This window comes from Nonomuraea fuscirosea (genome assembly GCF_035917475.1).
In the GTDB taxonomy this organism is placed as follows: domain Bacteria; phylum Actinomycetota; class Actinomycetes; order Streptosporangiales; family Streptosporangiaceae; genus Nonomuraea; species Nonomuraea fuscirosea.
The window spans coordinates 1,040,185-1,062,800 of the sequence record NZ_CP109074.1 but is presented as its reverse complement, the minus strand read 5'-3'; the positions used below and the strand labels follow the sequence as shown (position 1 = coordinate 1,062,800).

The window sequence follows — 22,616 nt, the reverse complement described above, 5'->3', positions numbered from 1 at the left end:
CACGGGGTATATACCCCTGGTGTATAGTTCCGAGCCATGAGCGTTCCCCTTGCGCTGCTCGGCCTGCTGGAGCGCGAGCCCAGCCACGGTTACGACCTCAAGCGCGACTACGACACCTACTTCGGCCGGGGCAAGGCGCTGCCGTTCGGCCAGGTGTACTCCACGCTCGGCCGGCTGGCCAGAGACGGGAAGGTCACGGCGGGCATGAGCGAGCCGGGCGACGGGCCCGACCGCAAGCGCTACGCCATCACCCCCCTCGGCCAGCAGCAGGTCGAGGAGTGGCTGTCGGAGCCGGTCGCGGCCGAGCCGTACCTGCAGACGGTGCTGTTCACCAAAGTCGTGCTGGCGCTGATGCTCGGGCGCGACGCGGCGGCCTACCTCGACCTGCAACGGGCCACGCACCTGCGGCGCATGCGGGAGTTCACCCAGATCAAGCGCACCGGCTCGCTGGCCGACGCGCTGCTCGCCGACCACGGCATGTTCCACCTGGAGGCCGACCTGCGCTGGATCGACGTCACACAGGCGCGGCTCGGGGCGCTGGCCGACATGGTGCGCGAGTCATGATCATCGAAGCGCGCAGGCTCAGCCGCTCGTACGGGAACACCCTGGCGCTGCGCGAGGCCGACCTGGCCGTGGAGGCCGGGGAGATCCTGGCCGTCATGGGGCCGAGCGGCTCGGGCAAGTCGACGCTGCTGCACTGCCTGGCCGGGATCTTCACCCCCGACAGCGGCGAGGTGTGGTTCGGCGGGCGGCGCCTGGACACGATGAGCGACGCCCGGCGCACCAAGCTGCGGCGCACCGCGTTCGGGTTCGTCTTCCAGTTCGGGCAGCTGGTGCCGGAGCTGACCGTGGCCGACAACGTCGCGCTGCCGCTGCTGCTGGGCCGGGTCAGGCGCAAGGAGGCCTACGCGCGGGCGGCCGGCTGGCTGGAGCGGCTGGGGCTGGGAGAGCTGGGCGGCCGGCGTACCGGGCAGTTGTCGGGTGGCCAGGCGCAGCGGGTGGCGATCGCCCGCGCGCTGGTGCTCGGGCCCCGGGTGCTGTTCGCCGACGAGCCGACCGGCGCGCTCGACTCGCTCACCGGCGAGCACGTCATGGAGCTGCTGGTCGGCCTGGCCCGCGAGGAGGGCACGACGGTGATCGTGGTGACCCATGACGCCCGCGTGGCCGCGTTCGCCGACCGGGAGGTCATCGTCCGCGACGGCCAGGTCACCAACCCGTTCGCCGGCCAGGCCGTACGATGATCGCCCTGGGCCTGCGCCTGTCGCTGCGCGGCGGCGGGGAGGCGGTGGCCAGGCTCGCGCTGATCGTGGCGGGAGTGGCGGCCGGCGTCACCGTGCTGCTGGTCACGCTCTCGCTCTTCAACGCCTTCCAGGCCACCTCCGCCCGCCCCTGCTGGGAGTGCACCACCGGCACCGCGCCCAGCGGCTGGGCCCTCGACGCCACCGCCGACGGCGCGCTGTGGAACTACCGCCAGGACTACCACGCCGGTCAGAGCATCAAGCGCCTGGACGCCGCCGCGCTCGGCCCACGGGCGCCGATCGTGCCAGGGCTGGCGCGCATGCCCGCCCCCGGCCAGTACTACGCCTCCCCCGCGCTGGCCAGGCTGCTCGCCTCGGTGCCGCCCGAGCAGCTGGGCGACCGCTTCCCCGGCACGCTCGCGGGCACCGTCGGCCGGGCCGCCCTGTCCGGGCCCGACGAGCTGACCGTCGTGGTGGGGCGCACTCCGCTGGAGGTCGCCGCCATCACCGGGACGCGGCAGGTGGACACGGTGGAGACCGGCACCGGCTACGACGACTTCGGCGACCTCTACCGGTTCGGGTTCGCCGTCGCGGCCATCGGATTGTTCGTCCCGCTGCTCGTGCTCGTCGGCACCGCCACCCGGCTGGCCGCCGCCCGCCGCGAGGCGCGCTTCGCCGCGATCCGGCTCGTCGGCGCCACGTCCCGCCAGATCAGCGTGATCGCCGCGACGGACGCGGCGATCGGCGCCTTCCTGGGCGCGCTGCTCGGTCTCGCGCTCTTCCCGCTGGTACGCCCGGCCGTCGCGGACCTGCGCATCACCGGCGCCCGCTTCTACCCCGACCTGGTCACCCCCGAGCCCTGGCAGTACGCGGCCGTGCTCGTCGGCGTGCCCCTCCTGGCCGGTGGCACCGCCCTGTGGTCGCTGCGCCGGGTACGGGTCTCGCCGCTCGGCACCGTGAGGAAGGCCGCGCCCCGGCCGCCGCGGATCTGGCGGGTGATCCCGCTGCTGGCCGGGCTCGGGCTGTTCGCCGGGCCGGTGTTCCGTGACGAGGGCCACAAGGCCGACGAAGGGCTGGCCGCGGTGGCACTCGCGCTGGTCATGGTCGGACTGGTGCTGGCCGGTCCGTGGGTGACGATGCTGGCCGCGCGGCTCGCGGCCCGCGTGACCGGGGGCGCGGCCACGCTGCTCGCCTCGCAGCGGCTGGCGGCCGATCCCAGGGGCGCCTTCCGCTCGGTGAGCGGGCTCGTGCTGGCGGTCTTCCTGGGTACGGCCATCGCGGGCATCGTCCCGGCCGTCGTCTCCGGGCAGCAGGCCGTGGCCGGCGGCGCGCTGACCGGCGTGCTGCGTGCCCCCCTGGGTCTCGGCGGGCTGCCGCCCCGCGAGGGGGCCGAACTGCTCGACCGGCTGCGCTCGTACCCGGGGGTCGGCGTGCTGCCCGTCTACGCGCTGGCGGAGTCGGCCGAGAACCACCTGATCAGCCCCGACGGGCCGCCGCCAAGGACGGCCGTCGGGTGCGCGGAGCTGGCCCGCTTTCCCGCCATCGGGACGTGCCCGGCGGGCGCGCGGGCCGTCATGGGCAACTTCGAGCGCCTGGTGGGAGTCGACAACCCCCTCACCGTCGACCGCCTCCTGCCCCTCGCCGGCCCCTCCAGCCGCCCCGCCACCACCACCGGCCTCAGCCTCGCGGCGGTCCTGGTCCGCCTCGACGCCACGAACGGTGCCGACGCGAGCGGCACCGGGACAGGCGACGTGGAGCCGGGCGGAGAGCGTACCGGCGCGGACGGAGCCGCGACCTTGGAGCGGGTGCGGACGCTGCTGGCGCGTTACGGCGCCGACGCGCCGATGACCTTCGCCGAGGTCGCCCAGACCAGGGCGACGTTGTTCACCCAGATCGAGAACATCGCGCTGGGCATTGTGGCGCTGACCCTGCTGACCGGCGGATGCAGTCTCGTCGTGGCGGTCGGCGGCGGGCTGATGGAGCGCAGGCAGCCGTTCACCCTGCTGCGGCTGGCGGGCACGCCCGCCCGCACCCTGGCCTCGGTGGTGCTGCTGGAGTCCGCGCTGCCGCTGGTCCTGGCCGCCGCCGTCGCCGCCGCGGCCGGTTTCGGCGTCGCCGGCCCGATGATCGACGGGCTCGCGATGAAGAACGCGTCACCGGCCATGCCGGGACCCGTCTACTTCGCCACCGCCGGCGCGGGACTGGCCGCGTCACTGCTGGTCATCCTCATGGCGCTGCCGTTGCTGCGGCACATGACCGCGCCGGACAACGCGCGTTTCGAATAGGAGCCCCCCTTGAAGTTCAGACCCTGGCCGGCCGCGGTGACGGCCCTGGCCCTGGCCGCCACCGTCACGGTGGCGGCCCCGGACACGCCGGCCGCCGCGACCTCGATGGGACTCACCGCCTCGGCCGCGGACGGGCCCGTCCCCTCGGAGCAGGACGGGCCCGTCACGACGGAGGACCTGCCCGCCGCCGGTGGCTACGCGGCCGAGATCCGGCGCACCGAGTACGGCATCCCGCACATCTCCGCCAAGGACCACGGCGGGCTCGGCTTCGGCTACGGCTACGCGTTCGCCCAGGACAATCTGTGCGTCCTGGCCTCGTGGGTGACGACGCTGCGGGGCGAGCGGTCGATGTTCTTCGGCCCCGAGGCGGAGTCGGACGACCCGGTCCGCCCGGTCGCGAACCTCACCAGCGACATCTACTTCAAGAGCGTCGCCGACTCGGGCGTCGTACCGCGGCTGCTGGCCAGGCCCGCGCCGATCGGCCCCACCGAGGACATGCGCCGGCTCGTGGCCGGTTACGCCGCCGGCTACAACGCGTACCTGCGCGACACCGGAGTGGCGAACCTGCCCGACCCCACCTGCCGCGGCCAGGCATGGGTGCGGCCCATCACCGCCACCGACGTCTGGCACAACCTGCTCGACCTCAACCGCCTGGCGGGCGGCTCCGGCCTCAAGGAGGCCGTCGCCGGAGGCGGCGGGGCCGGGCCGGACGGGCCGGCCCCCGGCAGCAACGCCTGGGCGCTGGGCCGTCAGGCCACCAGGGACGGCCACGGCATGCTGCTGGCCGACCCGCACTTCCCGTGGAACGGCATCCGCCGCTTCTACCAGGTGCAGCTCACCATCCCCGGCGTGCTCGACGTGGCGGGCGCCAGCCTGTACGGCACCCCGGTCGTCCAGATCGGGCACAACGCGAGCATCGCCTGGACGCACACCGTCTCCCACGCCCACCGCTTCAGCGTCTACCGGCTGAAGCTGGCCGGCGGGCGCGGCGGCTACCTGGTGGACGGAAAGACCGAGCCGATGGGACGCCAGGAGATCGAGGTACGCCTGAAGGACGGCGGCATCGTCACCCGCGCCCTGCCCACCTCCCGCTACGGCCCGGTGCTGGCCGCCGGCCAGAGCGACGAGTACGCCTACGCGCTGGCCGACGTCAACGCCGCCAACCTGCGCTCGGCGGACACGTGGCTGGCGATGGCCAAGGCGCGAAACCTCAAGGAACTGCGCGCCGCCCAGGACACCCACCAGGGCCTGCCGTTCGTCTACACGCTGGCCACCGACATCGGCGGCACCACCACGTTCGCCGACGCCTCGGTGGTTCCCCACGTGACCGACGCCATGGCGCGCCGCTGCACCGTGCTGTCGCCGGATCCGTCGCTGGAGGCGTACGTGCTGGACGGCTCCACGTCGGCGTGCCAGTGGGGTGAGGACGGCGACGCCGTCGTGCCCGGCATCTTCGGGCCGGGCAGCCAGCCCCGGCTGACCAGGGCCGACTACGTCGCCAACAGCAACAACACCCCGTGGATGACGAACCCGGCGGCGCCGATGACCGGCTACGACGAGGTGTGGGGCAAGGTCCGCACCGACGTCGAGCCGCGGCCCCGGGTGAGCCTCGACATGATCGACCGGCGGCTGTCCGGCGCCGACGGGCTCGGCCCGCGCGGCTTCACCCTGGGCACCCTGAGCGCCACCGTCCGGTCGAAGCGCAACTACACGTTCGAGCTGCTGCGCAAGGACGTGGCGGCGCTGTGCCGGGACCATCGCGTGCTGAAGACGGCCGCCGGCGAGCGGGTGGACGTGCGCGCGGCCTGCCGGACGCTGACGGCCTGGGACGGGCGCGCCACCCTGGACGGCGAGGGGGCGATCCTGTGGCGCGAGTTCTACACCGGGCTGCAGCGCCCGACGAAGCCGGGTGAGCCCATCTGGCGCTGGTGGCGGGTGCCGTTCGATCCCGAACATCCGCTCACCACGCCGCGCGGGCTCAAGCGGGACGCCCCGCAGGTGCGGCAGGCGCTGGCCGAGGCGGTGAAGTCGTTCGAGGACGGCGGCATGCCGCTCACCCTCACCCCCGGCCAGGCCCAGCGTTACGGCTCGCACCCGATCCCCGGCTGCACCGAGGCCGAGGGCTGCTTCGACCGGGTACGCATGCGCGGCAGGCTCAGCGGCGGGCGTTATCCGGACGTGGACACCGGCTCCAGCTTCATGATGGCCGTCGAGCTCACCCCTGACGGACCGAGGACGCGGACGATCCTCACCTACTCGCTGTCCGCGAACCCGTCCTCGCCGTACCACGCCGACCAGACGGCCCTGTTCGCGCGCGGCGGATGGGTGACGGAGCGTTTCACCGAGGCGGAGATCAAGGCGGATCCGCGGCTGCGCGTCACCACCGTACGGGGATGAGAGAACGGCCCCGGACGGTTCGGCCGGCGATCTCCGGGTGGTTCAGCTGGTGATCTCCCGGATCAACGCCGGCCATCCGCCAATTAGCAATTAACCGCGCAGTTAAGGGACGCCGAATGGCGTGAGGCGCTCCCGGCAAGGCGTCGCCGAGGGCCGCGGCTAATGGCGAAGAAAGGAAGTCAGGCGAAACTCGTGGCCCGCGGGCGGGGTCCCGGCCGAATCAAGCCGGCCGAATCGGGGCGGCCGGTTGAACGCGACGGGCGGGGCGGGACCCCGGACGCTCGCTCAGTGGGCCGCCTCGTACTGCTCCACGACCGTGGAGGCGATCCGGCCGCGCTCGCTCACCGGCAGCCCCTGCGCCTTGGCCCACCGCCTGATCTCGGTCGACTTCTCCCTGCTTACGGCCCTGGAGGAGACGGCGCCCGCACGACGGCCGCGCGCGCCCCTGTCGGCGCGGACGGCACGCGCCTTGGTGATGAAGGGGGCCAGGGCCCGCTCCAGCTTCTCCCGGTTGGAACCGGACAGGTCGATCTCGTAGTTGGTGCCGTCGAGGGAGAACCTCGTGGTCCCCTCGGCGTCACTGCCGTCGATGTCATCGAGAAAGGACTCAACAATACGCTTCGCCATAAGGGTGCTCCAATTTACGTCACGGTTGCACGTACTGTAGCCACCTTCAGCAGATCATGCACCTCTCGGGGGTGCCTTCGCGATGAAAAAGCACGGATGCGCCGCGGCCTTCGGGCATGAAAGACACTTGCCCAAAGGCGCCCGCGTCTGTACGGATCCGGCATGGCATCACCGTGTTGAAGGGCAATTCAATGGCCGTTCCGGCCGCCGTCTCCGTCAGCCCGCGCGCCGGTTCTCGCTCAGGTCCTCACTCAGGTGCTCGCGCCGCTACTCGTGACGGTCCTCGCGGCGGTAATGGTAGTGGTGTGACGTCGTGAAGCCGAGCCCTTCGTAGAGCGCGCGGGCCGGGTGGTTGTCCTCCTCTACCTGAAGATAGAGGCGGGGCGCGCCCCGCTCCCGCGACCACCGGGCGAGCTCCGCCATGACGGCTCCGGCCACGCCCCGGCGCCGCCGGTCGGGATGGGTGGCCATGCAGAACACGCCCGTCCAGCCGTCGTCCATGACCGCCAGCCCCAGACCGGCGCCGTCTCCGGCGACCAGCAGCATCGTCTCGGGCTCGATCCGCCGGACGACCGGCATGCTGTCCGCCGCACCGGTCACGGCCTCGAACAGTTCGGCCCAGCGCCCCCGATCGGCGACCCGCTCGACACCGCCGGCGCCGGCCGTGCCCGGCTCTCCTCCCGGACGTGGATCTCCCGTCGGACCGGTTGCCGGATCCTCGTCCAAGGCGGCGGGCTCGTTCTTCGTGGCGGCGGCGATGACCGTATCGGCGTCCGCGGTCATGACCAGCGTCTCGCCTGTCTTGGCAAAGCCGCGGGCGGCGAGCGCCGCGTCCAGTTCGGCGTGCTGCTCCGCCGGGCTGACCTGGACGATCGCGGGCAGTCCGCGTCCGGCGTAGAAGGTCTCCATGGCGGCGACGGACGGGGACTCGGCCGCGAGCGGGAGCGCCGAGTTGGATCGCTTGCGGTTGACGCCGGGCGTGTGGCGCAGCAGCCAGCCGTCACGTTCCTCCGCGTGCCCGGCGGGCCAGGCCGCGGCGGCCCGCCGCTCGATCTGCCGGGCGCCGGAGCTCGCGCACAGCCGGACCAGCTCGGGCACCAGCCGCTTGAGCAGGTCCTCGTCGGTGGGGTCCGCGGGGGCGTACTCGGTGATGCCGAGCCCGACGATCTCGTGCCGGGCGGCCAGTTCGGCGACGGCCGCGATCAGGGCGTCGGGGCTCAGGCCGTCGGGTTCGGGATAGCCGACGGAGCTGAAGCCGTCGAGGACGTCGAGATCGACGTGGACGTAGACGAGAGCGCCGTCGGCGACGCCGGCCGGGCCGCCGATGCCGGCCAGGCGGATGTAGTCGGCCTCGGCGGGGTCCAGCGCCCGCGTTCCGGCGAGGGCGAGCCGGTCGGGGCGCAGCGCGGGTGAGGGGACCAGGTCCGGCGGGCCCTCGCCCAGCAGCGTACGGACGATCATGCCGTGGAAGGCGCCAGACGGGGAGGACTCCGGGGTGTTCAGGTCGCCGTGGGCGTCGAACCACACGACGTGCAGCCGGTCGCCGTGCCGGCGCAGCGCGGCCGCGACCGGTTCGAGCTCGACGCCGCAGTCACCGCCGACCGTGACGGTGAAGCCGCCGGCCGGCAACGCCCGCCGGACCCGCGCGGCGGTCTCGGCCAGGGTGCCGCCCGTCTCCACCCGGACGTGCGCGTCGGCCGGGATCATCGCCGCCAGCCGGGCCGCGCCTTCGACCAGCTTCGGCGCCGTGGGCGAGCGCGAGCCTTGCCACTGGGGCACCTCGACGACGGTCCGCATGACGTTTCTCCTCGCCTCGATCTCCGGTGCATGCCGGTGCTGATGCCGGTACTGATGTCTGTGCATGCCGGTGCTGGTGTCCCGTGCTGATTCAGGGTGGTGCGACGACAGTCTCGCGTGGTCGAATCGGCAACGTCCACTTAGTAATCGTGCGCTGATCTGTAAGGATCGCTTGATGCTGGATCCCACCAGACTCCGCCTGCTGCGCGAGTTCGCCGAGCACGGCACGATGACGGCCGTGGGCGAGGTCTGCGGAATGACCTCCTCGGCCGTCTCCCAGCAACTGGCCACGCTCGAACGCGAGGCCGGGGTGCCGCTGTTCGAGCGTTCCGGGCGCCGGGTCCGGCTCACGGCGGAAGGACGGCGGCTCGTACGGCACGCCCACATCGTGCTCAACGCCCTGGACGCGGCGGAGGAGGACCTCCGCTCGGCCACGACCCCGCGCGGACCCGTCCGCGTGGCCTGTTTCGCCACCGCCGCCGTGCACCGCCTGCTGCCCGCGATGGCCGTGGCCAGGACCCGTCATCCGGGCCTGCGGGTCATCATGGCCGAGCTCGAACCTCGCGAAACCGTCGAAGCGCTCCGCCGCGGCGCCTGCGACCTCGGGATCTCCTTCTCCTACAACCTCATCCCCGAGGATCTGCCGCCGGGCATCTCCCGCTGGTTCGTGGGCGCCGAGCCGATCCTGCTCGCCCTTCCCGCCACCCATCCGGCGGCGGGCCCAGCGGACGACAGCGCGGTGGACCTGGGCACGCTGCGCGGCGATCCGTGGATCGCGGGTTCCCGGGGCACCACCGACCACGTGCTGCTCGGGCGGGCCTGCGCCATGGCGGGCTTCCATCCGGACGTCATCCACACCGCCGACGACTACGCGCTGGTCCTGCGCATGGTGCGCGAGGGCCTGGGCGTCGCGCTGGTGCCCGAGCTGGTCGCCTCCGTGGTCGGCGTGCCCGACGGCGTGGTGCTCAGGCCGATCGCCACGGTCGAGATCACCCGGACCACGTACGCGCTCGTCCGCACCGTGACGCCGGCCGTCACCGCCGTGCTCGACCTGCTCGGCGCCCACCCCGACGCCGAGCGTCTGTGACGGACGGCCCGACGTTCAGGCGGGCAGGCGGTAGACGGAGACGTGGGAGCGCGACTCCGCGGTGAACTCGGCTCCGGTCCAGTCGGCGTGCCTGCTCTCCAGCTCGAACCCGGCCAGCTGGGCCATGAGGTCGAGCTCGGCCGGCCAGATGTAACGGTGCGGGCTGCGGAACAGCTCGGCCCGCCCGCTGTCGTCGAACCTGAAGTGGTGGGAGACGACGTGCTGGCGCAGCACGTCGACGGTGTCGAGGCCGATGTAGCCCGGCTCGGACGCGAACACGACCGCCTGCTGGCCCGGGGGCAGCTTACGCAGGTCGGGCACCCAGAGCTCGATCACGAAACGTCCGCCCGGCACCAGGTGCCGGGCGGCGTTGCGGAAGCACTCGACCTGCTCGGCCTGCGTGAGCAGGTTGGAGATCGTGTTGTAGACGAGGTAGACGAGCGTGTGGTCGCCCGGCACGAAGACGGTCGCCATGTCGCCTTCGACCACGGGGATGACGGCTTCGCTCACCTTGGTCCGCAACTGCGCGATCATCGCGGGTGACAGCTCGACGCCGGTGACGGGCACACCGCGCTCGGCCAGCGGCACGCCCACCCGTCCAGTGCCGATGGCGAACTCCAGCGCCCGCCCTCCCTCCGCGAGCTCGGCCAGGCGGTCCACGGCGGGGCCCAGCACCTCGGGCGCGAACATGCCGGTGCCCGGCGTGTCGTAGCCCTTGGCGACTTCGTCGTTCCAGATCTCCTGCTGTCGCATCCGCCCACCATGGTCATCCGGATGGGCGATGTCCACCGGATTTCACCGGCCGGGCGCGGCGTGGGCCAGGTAGTCCCTGGTCGAGGTGGCGTAGGCGGAGCAGAGCACGCTGCCCACGCGGGTCGCCCGGCCGTCGCCGAAGCGCCGGGTGCGCACGCCCATGCCGTTCACGATCCGTTCCACGGCCACGCTGGAGACCGCGACGACCGTGTCGCCGTGCCGGTCGACCCAGCGGAACGCCTCCCAGATCAGCGCGCGGGCGAAAGGGCCGAAACCCGCCGACACCGTACGCGACCAGCCCCGGCCGATGGCCAGCCGGCTCATCTCCCATGTGGCCGGATCACGCGGCGCGGGCCCGCCGCGCAGCGTCTCGGGGAAGACCTCGGGCAGCATGTACGGGCCGTCGGTGCGCAGCAGGCGGCAGCAGCCCGTGACCTCCCGGCGCTCCTCGGCGTAACCGATCGCGTAGACCGGGTCGCAGTCGTCGTAGGCGTCGCGTTCCCTGCCGTCCCTGCTGCCGACGTCCCAGCGCAGGCGTTCGCGGAACACCTCGTGACGGAGCCGGTACATGCCGTCGAGCAGCCATCCGGGCACGTCGTCCGCCCGGCCGACGACGATCTGCTGCGCGCGCTGATCCACGGACACCCCCAGGAAGGAATCGGCGTCTTCGCCGATCACTGGTTCGCCGGAACGGGGGCGCTGGATGGCGGTGGACGGCGGCGGGATCAGTCGAACTCCTCGACGTACTCCTCCGGCGGGCCCAGCTCCGGCCGGTCGCGCAGTTCGAGGACGTCGCCGGGGCGTTCGAGTTCGAGCACGGTGACGGCGTTGTCCCCCTCGCGCAGCAGCGGCGCGGGGCAGTACAGCGTGGCCTGGGGGCCGATGTCCCAGTAGCGGCCGAGCAGGAAACCGTTCACCCAGACCAGGCCGCGGCCCGACCCCGGCAGGGCGAGGAAGGTGTCGGCGGGCGTCCCGACGCGCACGATCGCCTCGGCGAACCCGCCGCCGGCCGGCGCGAGCTCTCCGGCGGCGAGGCCGGCGGCAACGGACTCGCCTGCGGCGGCTTCTCCGGCGGCGGTCGCGGTGGCGAGGTCGGCAGGGGTCCACTCCTGGAGGGCGATCGGGGTGCTCTCCCAGCCCTGCACGATGCGCCGGTCGATGAGGACCGGGCCGAGCAGGCCCTTGTGCCGGCCGAGGCCGGGGCCGTAGTTCACCCGGCCGAGGCTCTCGGCCAGGATCTCCAGCCGTACGACGGCACCGGTCCCGCGTACGGACAGCTCAGACAGGCCGGGCCCGGCCACGCCGAGGAACGTGCCGTCGCAGTAGACCATGGCCCGGTCGCGCACGTCGATGAGCGTGAGCCGATGCTCCCCCTTGGGGACACGCGGGTGCGCGGTGTGCAGGACCATGCCGGCGTCGAGCCCGAGCCGTTCGAACGAGGCCGGCCGCGGCTCGACCGTGGCGGGCGCGGACACGGCGCGCAGGCCGGGCAGCAGTCCGGCGCGGCGGACGAGCGGCACCCGCGCCGGCGGCAGCACCGGCGGGCGTTCGGACACCCGGACGGGCCCGCGGGCGCCGAGGGCCGCGCGCATGGCGTGGAACTTGGGCGTGAGGCTGCCGTCCTCGGCCACGGGCGCGTCGGAGTCGTAGCTGGTCACGGTGGGTTGCAGCCGGCCCTCGTGCTCGTTGGCGCCGGCCCAGAGCCCGAAGTTGGTGCCGCCGTGGGCCATGTAGACGCTCACGCTGCCGCCGTCGGCGATGATCCCTTCGAGGGTGCGCACGGCGCTGTCCACGCCGCGCACGTGGTGCCGTTCGCCCCAGTGGTCGAACCAGCCGTTCCAGAACTCGGCGACGACGAACGGCTCGTCCGGCCGCCGCGCCGCCTGCAGCCGCCGGGCGGCAGCGGGTTTGGAGCCCAGGGTGACGGCGGCCAGCGTGCCGGGCAGGGTGCCGCCGTCCAACATCAGCTCGGTGGGGCCGTCGGCGGTGAACAGCAGCTCACCGATGCCGCGTGAGATGAGCGCCTCGCGGTTCCAGCGCAGGTAGGCCTGGTCGTCGCCGTAGCTGCCGAACTCGTTCTCGATCTGCACCGCCACGATGGGCCCGCCCACGCCGGCCTGGAGCGCGGCCAGGCGCGGGATCAGCTCGTCGAACCAGCGGCCGACGGCCGCGGTGAAGGCGGGGTCGGAGCTGCGCAGCGCGACGTCGCGGGCGGTGAGCCAGCTCGGCAGGCCGCCGTTCGACCATTCTGCGCAGATGTACGGCCCCGGCCGCACGACGACGTCGAGCCCCTCCTCCCCCACCAGCCGGATGAACCGTTCGACGTCGCGCCAGCCGTCGAAGCGCGGAGCCGCGTCCTCGCGGGGCTGGTGGAAGTTCCACGCGACGTAGGTGTCGATGGTGTTGAGCCCGAGGTCGGCCAGGCGGCGGATGCGGTCGCGCCAGAGATCGGGATGGACGCGGAAGTAGTGCAGCCCCCCGGACAGGATGCGGTGCGGGACCCCGTGCCGGTGCAGGCGCCGTCCGCGCCAGGTGAGCGCGCTCGTGGCCGTTCCGGCCTCCACGCCGGCCTCCACGCCGGCCTCCACGCCGGCCGGCGCGTCGGCCGGGGCCGCGGATGCCGTGGACGCCGCGGATGCCGTGGATGCCGTGGACGCCGTGGACGCCGTGGACGCCGTGGACGCCGTGGACGCCGTGGACGCCGTGGACGCCGGAGGTGCCGTGGATGCCGTGGGTGCCGCGGAGGTCGTCGGGGTTCGCGTCGCAGGGAGCTCGATCACGAGGGGAGACCTTATGTTATCGATGCCATATGTAACAAGCGCGGTAGGATCCCCCTGACGAAGCCGCGAGAGAGGAGCGCCGTGACCAAAGCCACCGAGCGGCCGACGAGGCAGCCCAGCATGGCTGACGTGGCCAGGACCGCCGGGGTGTCGGCGCAGACGGTCTCGCGCGCGCTGCGCGATTCCCCCAACGTCAACCCGGAGACCAGGAAACGCGTGCTGGCCGCCGTGGAGCGGCTGGGCTACCGGTTCAACAACGCCGCGCGGGTGCTGTCGTCCGGCCGCAGCCACACCATCGGGCTCGTGCTGCTGCAGTCCGGCGGCTACTACTCGCGCTCGGCGGTGACCGCCGGCGTCGAGGCGGCCGCGGGCGAGGCGGGCTACGCGGTGAGCATCGCGACCATCGCCAGGCTCGACACGGGCCTGATGGAGCGCTCCCTGTCCAAGCTGGCCGACCAGGGCGTGGACGGCATCGTCATCGCCGTGCCGCTCATCTCCGTGACGCAGAAGATGGAGGACATCACCCGCGACATCCCCACGGTCACGCTCGACGGCTCCCGTACGGCCAGCGCCAGGGTGCTCGGGATCGACCAGAAGGAGGCGGGCCGCCTGGCCACCCAGCACCTGCTCGACCTGGGCCACCGCCAGGTGTGGCACGTCGCGGGCCCCGACGAGTGGATCGAGGCCCGCCAGCGCCGCCAGGGCTGGCAGGAGTGCCTGGCCGCGGCCGGGATCCCGGCGCCGCCCCCGCTGGAGGGCGACTGGTCGCCCGACTCCGGCTACCGGCAGGGCCAGGTCCTGGCGATGATCCCCGACGTGACCGCCGTCTTCGCGGCCAGCGACGAGATGGCCTTCGGCGTGATCCGCGCGCTGCGCGAGCGCGGCAGGAGCGTGCCCGAGGACGTGTCCATCGTCAGCGTGGACGACATCGAGCTGGCCGCCTACTGCTCGCCGCCGCTGACCACCGTGCGGCAGGACTTCTACCGTTCCGGCGAGGCGGCGGTCGCCCTGCTGCTGCGTGAGGACGGGGCCGAGTCGGAGGAATCCCTGGTCACGGCCACGCTCTCCGTGCGCGCGTCCACGGGCCCGCCCCGCGCCTCCTGAAACCCGGGTGAGCGGCACTTGGACAAGTGCCACTTGCGCCATCCATGTTATCGATGCCACTGTAACAACGTCCGGCTCCGGACTCGTTCCTCCGCCCCAGTCAGGTGGGCAGAGTGCCCACGGAAGGATCCCAGAACCATGAGGAGATCACTCGTCCTCGCGACCGCCGCGGTCGCGACGCTCGGACTGCTCACCGGCTGCTCGGCCGAGGGGGACGGCTCGGACACCGGCGGCAAGACGACCCTCAACGTCGCCGCGCTCGAAGGCGGCTACGGCCGCGACATGTACACGCAGGTCGTCCAGGCCTACGAGAGCGCCCACCCGAATGTGGACGTGCAGCTGCAGATCTCGAAGAGCATCGAGGACGAGATCACGCCGAACATGAAGGCCGGGCGCTTCCCCGACGTGGTGGTGCTCGGCCAGGGCCGCAAGGCCGCGCTCACCGAGACCCTGATCAAGGACAAGGCGCTCGAAGACCTCACGCCCGTGCTGCGGGCGAAGGTGCCGGGTGAGGACAAGACCGTCGGCGACAAGCTGATCGACGGCATCGTCGGCAACCTCAACACCAACCCGTACGGCGACGGCAAGACGTACACGATGCCGATGTACTACGCGCCGACCGGCCTGTTCTACAACAAGGGCCTGTTCGACAAGAAGGGCTGGAAGGTCCCGGCCACCTGGGACGAGATGTTCGCGCTCGGCGAGACGGCCAAGAAGGACAAGATCTCGCTGTTCACCTACCCGACCGCGGGCTACCTCGACTCCTACTTCTTCGCGCTGCTGGCCGACGTGGGCGGGGAGCAGTTCTACACCGACGTGATGACGTACAAGCAGGGCGTGTGGCAGACGCCGCAGGCCAAGCAGGTGCTCGACCTCACCACCCGGCTGCTGAAGTACGCCGCGCCGACCACGGTCGGCTACGCCAACGAGCAGGACTTCACCAAGAACCAGCAGTCCATCCTGGACGACAAGACCCTGTTCATGCCGAACGGCACCTGGATCGTCGGCGAGATGGCCGACGCCCCGCGCGCCGACGGCTTCGCCTGGGGCCTGACGCCGCTGCCGGCGATCACCGAGGACGGCAAGCGTTACATCACCACCTCGGTCGAGTCGGTATGGGTGCCCGCCGCCGCCAAGAACAAGGACGCGGCCAAGGAGTTCGTCGCCTACCTCTACTCCGACGCGGCGGCCGCGATCTTCGCGAAGTCGGACGCGATCCAGCCGATCGACGGCATCGTGAGCAGCCTGACCGGGGAGAACGCCGAGTTCTACCGGGTCTACGAGGACCCGTCGGTCTCCGCGCTCGTCGGCGGCTTCGCCGGCACCGCGCCCGTCGAGGGCGTCGACATCAAGGGCACGCTCTTCGACACCGCCAACAGCATCATCAGCGGCGACAAGACCCAGGAGCAGTGGCAGACCGCGCTGAACGACGCCAGCGAGAAGCTGCGCCAGGCGGGTAACTGAGGTGGCCGGTCCCGCGGCCCGCAGGCGGGGCAGCGGCCCGTTCGTGCTCGCCTGTCTCCTGCCCGCGCTCGTGCTCTTCGTGCTGTTCATGATCGTCCCGACCGTGAACGTGTTCCGGATGTCGTTCTACACGTGGAGCGGCTTCTCCCCGGACATGCGCTTCGTGGGGCTCGACAACTTCGTCCGCCTGCTCGACGACACCCAGTTCGTCCGCGCGTTCCAGAACACCGTGGCGCTCCTGGTCGTCGTGACCGTCGTGACGATGGGCATGGGCCTGTTCCTGGCGGCGATCATGACGCGGCAGCGGCTGCGGGGCCGGACCCTCTACCGGTTCGTCCTCTACGTCCCGAGCGTGCTGTCCGTGGTCGTCATCGCGGCCATCTTCTCGGCCCTCTACGACCAGGAGAACGGCCTGATCAACGGCACCCTGCGGCTGCTGTCGCTGGACGGCCTGCGCCAGGTCTGGCTCGGCGACCAGGACATCGTGCTCTGGTCGCTGGCCATCGCGATGGTCTGGCAGTCGCTCGGCTACTACATGGTGCTCTACATGTCCGGCATGGCGAGCATCCCCGAGGAGATGTACGAGGCGTCCGCGCTCGACGGCGCCTCGGCCGGCCGCCAGTTCTTCGCCATCACGCTGCCGCTCATCTGGCAGAACCTGCGCACGACGCTGACGTTCTTCGTGATGAGCGCGGTCAACCTCAGCTTCGTCCTCGTCCGCGCGATGACCGGCGGCGGGCCCGACGGCTCCTCCGAGGTGCTGCTGAGCTACATGTACAAGCAGGCGTACACGAACTCGTCGTACGGCTACGGCATGGCCATCGGCGTCGTCATCTTCGCCTTCTCGTTCCTCGTGTCGCTGCTGGTGAGCCGCGCGACGCGGCGCGAGCCCCTCCAGTTCTGAGGACTTCTCCCACCATGACACCTTTCCCCAAGGCGAGGACGGGCCGCGCGCTCACCTACATCCTCGTCACGGCGATCGCGCTGGCCATCGCGGTGCCGGTCGCCTGGGTGCTGTTCGCCTCGGTCAAGCGCAAGGGCGAGTTCTACGGCAGCCCGTGGACGCTGCCCGAGGGCCTGCACCTGCAGAACTACGTGGACGCGTTCGTGGGCGCCCGCATGGGCCAGTACTTCTTCACCTCCCTGCTGGTCACCGTGCTCGGGCTGGTGTTCGTCGTGGCGGTGTCGGTGCCGGCCGCGTACGTCATCGCCCGCTACGAGTTCCGCGGCCGGAGCCTGGTCGAGGTCGCGCTGCTCGCGGGGTTGTTCGTCAACGTCAACTACATCGTGGTGCCGATCTTCCTGATGCTCGTCGACTGGGACCGCGCGCTGGTGGACGTCCTGCCCGGCGGCTTCTTCATCGACAACCCCGGGGTCCTGTCGCTCGTGTACGCGGCCACGTCGATCCCGTTCACCATCTACCTGCTGACCGCGTACTTCCGCTCGATCCCCGCCGACTACGAGGAGGCCGCGGCCCTGGACGGGGCCTCGCGCTTCCAGATCATGACCAGGGTCATGCTGCCGATGGCGCGGCCGGCGCTCACCACCGTGATCCTGTTCAACTTCCTGGCCTACTGGAACGACTTCATCATCGCGCTCACCCTGCTGCCGGGCGAGGGCAAGACGCTGCAGGTCGGGCTGCTCAACCTGATGACCGCGCAGAAGGCGGCGGCCGACTACGGGCGTCTTTACGCCGGCATGGTCATCGTCATCGTCCCCGTCCTCATCCTGTACGCGCTCATCCAGCGCCGGCTCATCGAGGGCATGGCCGCCGGCGGCGTGAAGGGCTAGAAGGAGACACTCATGAAGGATTCGACGCGCGGCGTGCTGCTCGTCACCGCCCGGACGATCATCGCGGCGGCCTGCGTGGCGGCGGTCGTCGTCGCCCGTACCACCGTCGGGTGGGGCAGCCTGGCGATCATGCTGGTCGCGCTGGCGGTGCTGCTGGGCGTGCTGGCCTCCTACAACCGGCGGTTCCGGTGACAGCGATCCCGGAATCGACCCCGGAGCCGGCCCCGGAGCTGGCCTCGGTCCGGCCGAGTGCCCGTCAGCTCGCCTGGCAGGAGATGGAGTTCTACGGGTTCGTCCACTTCGGCATGAACACGATGACCGACCGGGAGTGGGGCGAGGGGCACGACGACCCGGCCGGCTTCGACCCGGCCGATCTGGACGCCGACCAGTGGGTCAGGGCGCTCAAGGCGGCCGGGATGACCGGGGTGATCCTGACCTGCAAGCACCACGACGGGTTCTGCCTGTGGCCGAGCGACGTCACGTCGTACACGGTGGCGTCGTCGCCGTGGCGGGGCGGCCGGGGCGACGTGGTGGACGAGGTCGCGCGGGCGGCGCGGCGGCACGGGCTGAAGTTCGGGGTCTACCTGTCGCCGTGGGACCGCACAGAGGCGTCGTACGGAGCCGGGGGCGCGTACGACGACTTCTACGTCGCCCAGCTCACCGAGCTGCTGACCCGCTACGGGCCGGTGTTCACGGTGTGGCTGGACGGCGCGAACGGCGAGGGCCCGAACGGCAGACGGCAGGTCTACGACTGGGAGCGCTACTACGCGGTGGTCCGCGACCTGCAGCCGGACGCGGTCATCAACGTGTGCGGCCCGGACGTGCGCTGGTGCGGCAACGAGGCCGGCGCGACCCGCCCCGACGAGTGGAGCGTGGTCCCGCGCGCGTTGCAGGACGCCGAAAGGATCGCGGACCGCTCGCAGCAGGCGGACGACGGCGCGTTCGCCCGGCTCGTCCGCAGCGACGAGCGCGACCTGGGCAGCCGGGCCGCCCTGGCGGGGCACGAGGACGACCTGGTCTGGTATCCGGCCGAGGTGAACACCTCGATCCGCCCCGGGTGGTTCCACCATCCGGCCGAGGACGGCCGGGTCCGCTCCGCCGACGAGCTGTTCGAGATCTACCTGCGTTCCGTCGGCGGCAACGCGTGTTTCCTGCTCAACGTCCCGCCGGCCCGCGACGGGCTGGTGCGCGCGGCCGACGTGGCGGTGCTGGCTGAGCTGGGCCGGCGGATCGAGGACTTCCGCGCCCGGCGCGTCGAGGCGTCCGTGACGGTGACGTCCGGCAGCCCCGGCGACGTCACGACCGCCTGGCCCGGGGGGAAGCAGGCTCCGGGCGGGGCGGACGACGCCGGACGACGGCCCGCCGGAGCGCGGACGCCGTGGCGGCCGGACGCCGCCGACCCCCGCCCCGGACTCACGCTCTCCTTCGACCGGACGCGACCGGTCGAGGCGGTCGTCGTGGGCGAGGACATCGCTGAGGGGCAGCGCGTCGAGCACGTGGTCGTGCGAGGTCGGGCGGACGGCCGGTGGACGACGCTGGCCGAAGCGAACGCGGTGGGCCACCAGCGCATCCTCACCTTCTCGCCGGCGGAGGTGGACGCCGTGCGGGTCGAGATCACCCGCACCAGGGACACACCCGTCATCGCCCGAATCGCCGTCATCGGGACGGCCACCCCAGGAACGGCCACCTCATGAAGGTCGCATCGACGAAAGCCCGCCCATCGAGCGGCCGTCCGTCGCGGCGGGTGCTGGTCGTGGCGGGTGTGCTGGCCGTGCTCGCCGCCCTCCTGGTCACCGGCGTGGTCGTGCTGGCCCAGCGCACCGACCAGGTCGCCGCCATCGACGGCCGGCCGGTGACCCGGGACGAGCTGCTCTTCCACATGCGCAGGCTCGCCCCCAGAGTGCAGAACGAGTTACGGAACACGTACCACCTCCAGAGCCCGGCCGACTGGAACGCGAAGGCCGGCGACCGCACCGCGCTCCAGCGGCTCGCCGCCCGCGCGCTCGACCAGATCGAGCGGGACCGGGCGGTGCTCGCCCTGGCCGGGGAGCAGGGCCTGCCCGCGGCCGCCGACCACGCGGGTTTCCTGGCCGAACTGGCCGCCGAGAACGAGCGCCGCTCCGCCGCCATCGCCAAGGGCGAGGTCGTGTACGGCCTGGCGGAGTTCTCCCCCGAGGAGTTCTACTCGCACCGGCTCACCGAGCTGGCCACGACGCTGAAGCAACGGCTCAGTGCGAACCGGGACGGGCCGCTGCACGTCACCGACGCCGAGGTCAGGAAGGCGTTCGAGCAGGACAGGGACGCGTGGAGCGCCAACGCGACCACGTACACGTACGCCAAGCTCGTCGTCCCGGTGCCGGAAGGAGCCGCGGGCGACTACGCGGAGAAGCTGCGGCGGCGGGTGGCCGCCGCGGACCGGCTGGCGCGGGTCGCCGAGCGCGAGCCCGGCGCCGAGCTCAGCACCGACACCCGGCGCGGCGGCGGCTCGGCCGTGCACGACCAGGACCTCATGGCGGTGCTCGGCGCCCTCGATCCGGGCCAGATCTCCGCCCCGGTCACCGGCGCCGGCCAGATCACCTACTACGAGCTCACCGGCAAGACCGTCGACGAGGACGCGGCGTTCGCCGAGTACGCCCGGCGGATCAGGCAGTCGCTCGTCGAGGAGAAGTTCGACCAGTTCATCCGCCGTCGCGTCGACGCCGGCGACGTCGAGATCGACGCGGCGGCGGTGGACGCCATCAACGCAGAGGATGTGCAACAGTGAAACCTGTCGGTACCGCACCCCCCGAGCCGGCCCGCCGCCGGCCTGTGGCGCGGGCGCTGCGCGCGGGCCTGACCGCCCTGCTCGCCACGCTCGTCGCGGGCTCGCTCGCCCCCGCGGCCGCCTCGGCCGCGCAGGCGCCCGGCCGCCCCTCCCCCGCCACCGAGCGCGCGCTGCCGGGCAACACCCCGAACAGGACCGGCGGCACGGACTACTACATCGACGCCACGAACGGCCGCGACGAGGCGGCCGGCACCTCGCGCAAGACCGCCTGGCGCACCCTGGCCAAGGCGAGCGCGACGACGTTCCGGCCCGGCGACCGCATCCTGCTCAAGGCCGGCGAGGAGTGGCACGACGAGCAGCTGTGGCCCAAGGGCTCCGGCCGGGCGGGCAAGCCGATCACCATCTCGGCGTACGGCGACCCGCGCGCCCGCCGCCCGTACATCGCGGCGAACGGCAAGGTGCCGAACCCGTTCAAGGCGGACGGCACGAAGAACCCGGAGACGGTCGGCCTGACCGGCGCCATCGTGCTGCGCAACCAGCAGTACTTCGAGATCGACCACGTCGAGCTGTCCAACGACGACGACTTCGCCACGAACATCACCACCGGCACGTACGTCAGGGACGGCATCGCGGTCTCCATCAACGCCGACCTCCTCCCGGCCGGCGCGGACAGCGTCATGGACCACTTCCGCATCACCGACGTGTACGTCCACGACCTCGACGGCCCCAGCACCTGGCAGAAGATCCACTACGGCGGCGTCAACTTCCAGGTCTTCGGCGCCAAGAGCTACAAGGAGTACGGCACCGGCGGCCATCACTTCAAGGACGTCAAGATCGAGGACAACACGTTCGAGAACGTCGAGCTGCACGCGGTGCAGTTCGCGTTCAACTGGTTCGCCGCCGACGGCCAGGACGCCGGCGAGTACGACGAGGCCGGCAAGTTCCACGAGGGCTGGGAGCAGCTCTGGGTGCGCACTCGCGACCTGTACAGCCGGGACGTCTCCATCAGCCACAACTACGCCGAGAGCATCGGCCAGGGCGCGTTCCAGTTCGCCAACAGCAAGAACATGACGGCCGAGTACAACGAGGTCAACGGGTTCCTGCAGCGCTACGACGCGGTCTCGTGCGGGCTCTACCTCTGGGCCGGCGCCGACTCGGTGATGCAGTTCAACGAGGTGTACGGCGGCCCCGACAACGAGTACGACGGCACCCCCTGGGACCTGGAGTACACCAACTTCAACGTCACCTACCAGTTCAACTACTCGCACGACAACGCGGCGGGCTGGATGGCCTACATGGGCAACAGCTCGAACTCGGTCGCCCGCTACAACCTGAGCGTCAACGACAACGGCGTGCTCGTGAAGAACATGCTCTCGACGAACTACACGCCGACGTACTTCACGAACAACACCTTCGTGTACGACGGCGCCGACCTGGACTACGTCCACGACGAGACGTTCCTGAGCCGGGTCTACTTCCTGAACAACATCTTCTACAACACCTCTGAGTCCGAGTCGACGCCCTGGTACCGCCGCACCGGCGCCCTGCGCCAGGCGGTCTTCTCCAACAACGCCTTCTACGAGGCCGGCGGCACGCACTCCACCCAGGAGCCGGCCGACAAGGCGGGCGTACGCGCCGATCCGAAGTTCGCCGGCGACCCGGCGAAGTACGTGACGGGGGCGGGCGTGGACCGTATCCGCACCGCGGCGGCCCACTTCAAGCTGCGCAAGGACTCCCCGCTCATCGACGCCGGCCGCTACAACTCCCACCTCGGCACCGAGGACTTCCTCGGCACCCACATCTACTACGGGGACGCGCCCGACATCGGCATGGCGGAGAGCCGGATCGGCAGGAAGGTGAGCAATCCGGTCGACGAGCACCCCATCGAGGACGAGCAGGGCGGCCGTCCCAACCTCGCCCTGGGCAAGCCGGTCACCGCGAGCTCGACCCATCCCGGCGCGAACGGCACCCTGGTGGCCGCGAACCTGACCGACGGCGACCCGGCGACCCGCTGGGCGGCGGCCGACGACGCGGCGTACCCGATCACCCTGGACGTCGACTTCGGCGCGGACACGACGTTCGACGAGGTGTATCTCGACGAGTACACCGACTCGGGCACCAACCCGCGGGTGCGGACCTTCGACCTGCAACGATGGGACGCCGGAAGCGGCGCCTGGGTCACCTTCGCGAGCGGCTCGGACGGCGTCGGCCACGACCGGTCGGTGACCGGTTTCGGCGACGTCACCACCGCGAAGCTGCGGGTGGCGCTCACCGGGCTGCTGCCGTCGGAGGTCTACAGCCCGACCCTCACGGAGATCGCCGTGCACCGCGCCGGCGCGTAGAGCCCCGGCGCAAGGCAAAGGAACGGGTGGGCGCTATGGTGTCCACCCGTTTACCTTTCGTCAACAAGTCGTATATGTGAAAGGTCTATCTTCGAGCGCCATGTCCCATCACCAGGTCGCGGTTCATGACCGCACCGATATACCCCAGCCTCCCGCGTCCGACACCTCTGCCGAGGAAGAGGGCAGC

19 protein-coding genes are annotated in these 22,616 nt (G+C 71.7%); 14 read left to right on the top strand and 5 right to left on the bottom strand.

The features are described from left to right. Window positions 1-36 precede the first annotated feature (36 nt). The 4 genes from OIE67_RS04725 to OIE67_RS04710 are packed head-to-tail and all read left to right on the top strand — an operon-like array spanning window position 37 to window position 5,920. Window positions 37-564: a PadR family transcriptional regulator gene (locus tag OIE67_RS04725; RefSeq protein WP_106238636.1), complete on the top strand. Its 528-nt coding sequence runs from the start codon at window positions 37-39 to the stop codon at window positions 562-564. Then, window positions 561-1,241 (top strand): ABC transporter ATP-binding protein, encoded by a 681-nt coding sequence (locus tag OIE67_RS04720; protein WP_106238638.1) that lies wholly within the window; start codon window positions 561-563, stop codon window positions 1,239-1,241. The genes OIE67_RS04725 and OIE67_RS04720 overlap by 4 nt, the downstream gene beginning before the upstream one ends. After that, a complete protein-coding gene (locus OIE67_RS04715) occupies window positions 1,238-3,523 on the top strand; it encodes an FtsX-like permease family protein (protein WP_326636999.1) in 2,286 nt (761 codons plus the stop codon). Before OIE67_RS04720 ends, OIE67_RS04715 begins: the two co-directional genes overlap by 4 nt. Window positions 3,524-3,532: 9 nt before the next feature. Then, window positions 3,533-5,920: a penicillin acylase family protein gene (locus OIE67_RS04710; protein WP_326636997.1), complete on the top strand. Its 2,388-nt coding sequence runs from the start codon at window positions 3,533-3,535 to the stop codon at window positions 5,918-5,920. Window positions 5,921-6,205: 285 nt separating this feature from the next. Here OIE67_RS04710 and OIE67_RS04705 read toward each other — a convergent pair whose 3' ends face one another. Together OIE67_RS04705 and OIE67_RS04700 are read right to left on the bottom strand one after the other, a co-directional pair. Beyond that, a complete protein-coding gene (locus OIE67_RS04705; protein ID WP_106238642.1) occupies window positions 6,206-6,547 on the bottom strand; it encodes a histone-like nucleoid-structuring protein Lsr2 in 342 nt (113 codons plus the stop codon). Between the two features lie 267 nt (window positions 6,548-6,814). Next, window positions 6,815-8,344, bottom strand: a complete 1,530-nt coding sequence (locus OIE67_RS04700; protein WP_326636993.1) for a GNAT family N-acetyltransferase — start codon at window positions 8,342-8,344, stop codon at window positions 6,815-6,817. Window positions 8,345-8,519: 175 nt separating this feature from the next. On the opposite strand from OIE67_RS04700, the gene OIE67_RS04695 reads away from it, so the two are divergent. Next, on the top strand, window positions 8,520-9,431 hold the full coding sequence (locus tag OIE67_RS04695) for a LysR family transcriptional regulator (protein ID WP_326636992.1): 912 nt from the start codon (window positions 8,520-8,522) through the stop codon (window positions 9,429-9,431). 15 nt (window positions 9,432-9,446) lie between these two features. Here OIE67_RS04695 and OIE67_RS04690 read toward each other — a convergent pair whose 3' ends face one another. From OIE67_RS04690 to OIE67_RS04680, 3 genes are all read right to left on the bottom strand, one after another. Continuing rightward, entirely contained in the window at window positions 9,447-10,184 is a 738-nt protein-coding gene (locus OIE67_RS04690) for a class I SAM-dependent DNA methyltransferase (protein WP_326636990.1), read from the bottom strand. A 42-nt stretch (window positions 10,185-10,226) separates the two neighbouring features. Next, complete coding sequence (locus tag OIE67_RS04685; protein ID WP_326636988.1) at window positions 10,227-10,823, bottom strand: acyl-homoserine-lactone synthase; 597 nt, start codon at window positions 10,821-10,823, stop codon at window positions 10,227-10,229. Window positions 10,824-10,909: 86 nt separating this feature from the next. Continuing rightward, the gene (locus OIE67_RS04680) at window positions 10,910-12,760 is read right to left on the bottom strand and encodes a glycoside hydrolase family 35 protein (protein ID WP_326636986.1); all 1,851 of its coding nucleotides are present in this window, start codon (window positions 12,758-12,760) and stop codon (window positions 10,910-10,912) included. 46 nt (window positions 12,761-12,806) lie between these two features. Between OIE67_RS04680 and OIE67_RS04675 the strand changes: the two genes are divergently transcribed. From OIE67_RS04675 to OIE67_RS04635, 9 genes are all read left to right on the top strand, one after another. Then, window positions 12,807-13,022 (top strand): hypothetical protein, encoded by a 216-nt coding sequence (locus OIE67_RS04675; protein WP_326636984.1) that lies wholly within the window; start codon window positions 12,807-12,809, stop codon window positions 13,020-13,022. Window positions 13,023-13,045: 23 nt separating this feature from the next. Next, the gene (locus OIE67_RS04670; protein WP_326636982.1) at window positions 13,046-14,068 is read left to right on the top strand and encodes a LacI family DNA-binding transcriptional regulator; all 1,023 of its coding nucleotides are present in this window, start codon (window positions 13,046-13,048) and stop codon (window positions 14,066-14,068) included. Between the two features lie 138 nt (window positions 14,069-14,206). Continuing rightward, on the top strand, window positions 14,207-15,532 hold the full coding sequence (locus tag OIE67_RS04665; protein WP_326636980.1) for a carbohydrate ABC transporter substrate-binding protein: 1,326 nt from the start codon (window positions 14,207-14,209) through the stop codon (window positions 15,530-15,532). A 1-nt stretch (window position 15,533) separates the two neighbouring features. Next, entirely contained in the window at window positions 15,534-16,436 is a 903-nt protein-coding gene (locus tag OIE67_RS04660; protein WP_326636978.1) for a carbohydrate ABC transporter permease, read from the top strand. A gap of 14 nt (window positions 16,437-16,450) precedes the next feature. Continuing rightward, window positions 16,451-17,323, top strand: coding sequence for a carbohydrate ABC transporter permease (locus OIE67_RS04655; protein WP_326636976.1), 873 nt, complete (start codon window positions 16,451-16,453; stop codon window positions 17,321-17,323). Window positions 17,324-17,335: 12 nt separating this feature from the next. Next, on the top strand, window positions 17,336-17,515 hold the full coding sequence (locus OIE67_RS04650; RefSeq protein WP_326636974.1) for a DUF6903 family protein: 180 nt from the start codon (window positions 17,336-17,338) through the stop codon (window positions 17,513-17,515). Then, on the top strand, window positions 17,512-19,017 hold the full coding sequence (locus tag OIE67_RS04645; RefSeq protein WP_326636973.1) for an alpha-L-fucosidase: 1,506 nt from the start codon (window positions 17,512-17,514) through the stop codon (window positions 19,015-19,017). The genes OIE67_RS04650 and OIE67_RS04645 overlap by 4 nt, the downstream gene beginning before the upstream one ends. After that, on the top strand, window positions 19,014-20,087 hold the full coding sequence (locus tag OIE67_RS04640) for a peptidyl-prolyl cis-trans isomerase (RefSeq protein WP_326636971.1): 1,074 nt from the start codon (window positions 19,014-19,016) through the stop codon (window positions 20,085-20,087). The genes OIE67_RS04645 and OIE67_RS04640 overlap by 4 nt, the downstream gene beginning before the upstream one ends. Next, window positions 20,084-22,429 carry a discoidin domain-containing protein gene (locus OIE67_RS04635; protein ID WP_326636969.1) on the top strand — a complete coding sequence of 782 codons (2,346 nt, stop codon included), beginning with the start codon at window positions 20,084-20,086 and terminating at the stop codon, window positions 22,427-22,429. Before OIE67_RS04640 ends, OIE67_RS04635 begins: the two co-directional genes overlap by 4 nt. The last annotated feature ends 187 nt before the right edge of the window (window positions 22,430-22,616 follow it).

Bases quoted from the DNA above. Each gene is read 5' to 3' on its own strand.
- OIE67_RS04725 (WP_106238636.1), top strand. From the start codon at position 37: ATGAGCGTTCCCCTTGCGCTGCTCGGCCTGCTGGAGCGCGAGCCCAGC.
- OIE67_RS04720 (WP_106238638.1), top strand. From the start codon at position 561: ATGATCATCGAAGCGCGCAGGCTCAGCCGCTCGTACGGGAACACCCTG.
- OIE67_RS04715 (WP_326636999.1), top strand. From the start codon at position 1,238: ATGATCGCCCTGGGCCTGCGCCTGTCGCTGCGCGGCGGCGGGGAGGCG.
- OIE67_RS04705 (WP_106238642.1), bottom strand. From the start codon at position 6,547: ATGGCGAAGCGTATTGTTGAGTCCTTTCTCGATGACATCGACGGCAGT.
- OIE67_RS04700 (WP_326636993.1), bottom strand. From the start codon at position 8,344: ATGCGGACCGTCGTCGAGGTGCCCCAGTGGCAAGGCTCGCGCTCGCCC.
- OIE67_RS04695 (WP_326636992.1), top strand. From the start codon at position 8,520: ATGCTGGATCCCACCAGACTCCGCCTGCTGCGCGAGTTCGCCGAGCAC.
- OIE67_RS04690 (WP_326636990.1), bottom strand. From the start codon at position 10,184: ATGCGACAGCAGGAGATCTGGAACGACGAAGTCGCCAAGGGCTACGAC.
- OIE67_RS04665 (WP_326636980.1), top strand. From the start codon at position 14,207: ATGAGGAGATCACTCGTCCTCGCGACCGCCGCGGTCGCGACGCTCGGA.
- OIE67_RS04655 (WP_326636976.1), top strand. From the start codon at position 16,451: ATGACACCTTTCCCCAAGGCGAGGACGGGCCGCGCGCTCACCTACATC.
- OIE67_RS04650 (WP_326636974.1), top strand. From the start codon at position 17,336: ATGAAGGATTCGACGCGCGGCGTGCTGCTCGTCACCGCCCGGACGATC.
- OIE67_RS04640 (WP_326636971.1), top strand. From the start codon at position 19,014: ATGAAGGTCGCATCGACGAAAGCCCGCCCATCGAGCGGCCGTCCGTCG.